The organism is Xylanibacillus composti (assembly GCF_018403685.1).
Classification (GTDB): Bacteria; Bacillota; Bacilli; order Paenibacillales; family K13; genus Xylanibacillus; species Xylanibacillus composti.
In genome coordinates this window covers 1-1472 of the sequence record NZ_BOVK01000063.1, presented here as the reverse complement: position 1 = coordinate 1472, position 1472 = coordinate 1, and the positions used below count along the sequence as shown (strand labels likewise).

Sequence of the window (1472 nt, the reverse complement as noted above, 5' to 3'; positions counted from 1 at the left end):
GGTAGTGTCAATAAGTTTGTGTATCGGAAGTGTAGGGACTCTTTGAAGTTGTCTTCGTGGTGGGCACAGCCCAAGCGTAGGCGCGGGAGTATTCTTTTAGTCTCCGTACCGCTCACGGAACATCTTCTCAAAAGCCTTCTTCGTTTCTTCCATGCCAAAGCCACGAATGATACGCTTGCTCCATCGCTCATTGTAATCGGTCACAACTAAGTATGCGATCTTTTCGGCGGCATCAATGTTTGGAACACTGTTCATGGGGTAGAGCCGTTTTCGAATCTCCTTCACTGTTCGCTCTATAGCGTTTGTGGTGTAAATGGACTTCCAAATGTCAACGGGATACTTGTAGAAGGTCAGTAGTACCGGGAGATCTGCACGCCAGGAGGCCAGCTCTCGCGGATATTGCTTGGACCATTTCAGTTCTACAGCATGGAACTGTCGTACAGCCTCTTCGTAGCAAGGTGCGTTGTAGACTTCCTTGAGATTACCGAGGAACTCTACCTTGTCCTTCACACGGACTTTAGGAAACGTATTGCGCATCTTGTGGACGACGCATCGCTGCACATCGGCTTTTGGATAGACGCTGTGAAAGGCCTCTTCTAACCCAATAAGCCCATCAAAAACACCAAGGAGAAACTCTTTTGCTCCACGTTCATAGAGCTCCTGCAAGAACATCTTCCATCCGTGAGCGCTCTCGTTACCGCCAACATGAAAGCCAATGATTTGACGGTGCCCCTCTTCATCGATGGCCATCGCCACATAAATGACTTCTGTAGCGACGCTATCGCGGCGTAGACTGAAGTGAATGCCATCGATGTAGAGCACAGAGTAGCGTTTATTTAGTGGCTGGTTCTGCCAAGCATGGACATCCTGTAAGACCGTATTGGTGATGTTGCTGACAGTGGCCGGCGAATAATGCGTACCCAGTATACATTCGATGAAATCCCCCACTTCCCGCGTGCTCATTCCGCCTTTGTACATGCGAATGACGGCCTCTTCCAGCCATCCGTCGCGGCGTTGGTAGGGCTCGAAAAGTTCGGTGCGAAATTCACCCTGGCGGTCACGAGGGACGTGGAGATCGTTGATTTTCCCAAACTGCGTCTCCAGTGTCCGTGAGTAGTAGCCATTGCGAGTATTCTGCAGCTCTGGCTTCTCGACCGTTAAGAAGTTGGTTAATTCTTCTTTCATAAGCAGCTCAAGTTTGTCTTTAACAAAGGCCAGCACTACATTTGCTAATTGATTCATGAACTCGGAATTGTGTATACTTTGATTCAAGGTAGGGTATCTCCTCTCGTGGATCTGGACAATTCCGAGAGTACCCTACCTTCCTTGTGTTGTGAACACATTTTTTCATACACAAACTAATGAACCAGGAACCCTACAAGCAGTTTTGGAGACAAACGCTGGAGGGCTGCGAGCCGCAGCCAGCTATCCCGTATGAAGTGATGGCTGCGCCTGCAGGCAACGCTTCTGGC

At 49.3% G+C, this 1472-nt stretch carries 1 protein-coding gene; it reads right to left on the bottom strand.

All coding sequences use genetic code 11. The features are described from left to right. Nucleotides 1-96 precede the first annotated feature (96 nt). Complete coding sequence (locus XYCOK13_RS18510; RefSeq protein WP_213413727.1) at nucleotides 97-1272, bottom strand: IS256 family transposase; 1176 nt, start codon at nucleotides 1270-1272, stop codon at nucleotides 97-99. Between the last annotated feature and the right edge of the window lie 200 nt (nucleotides 1273-1472).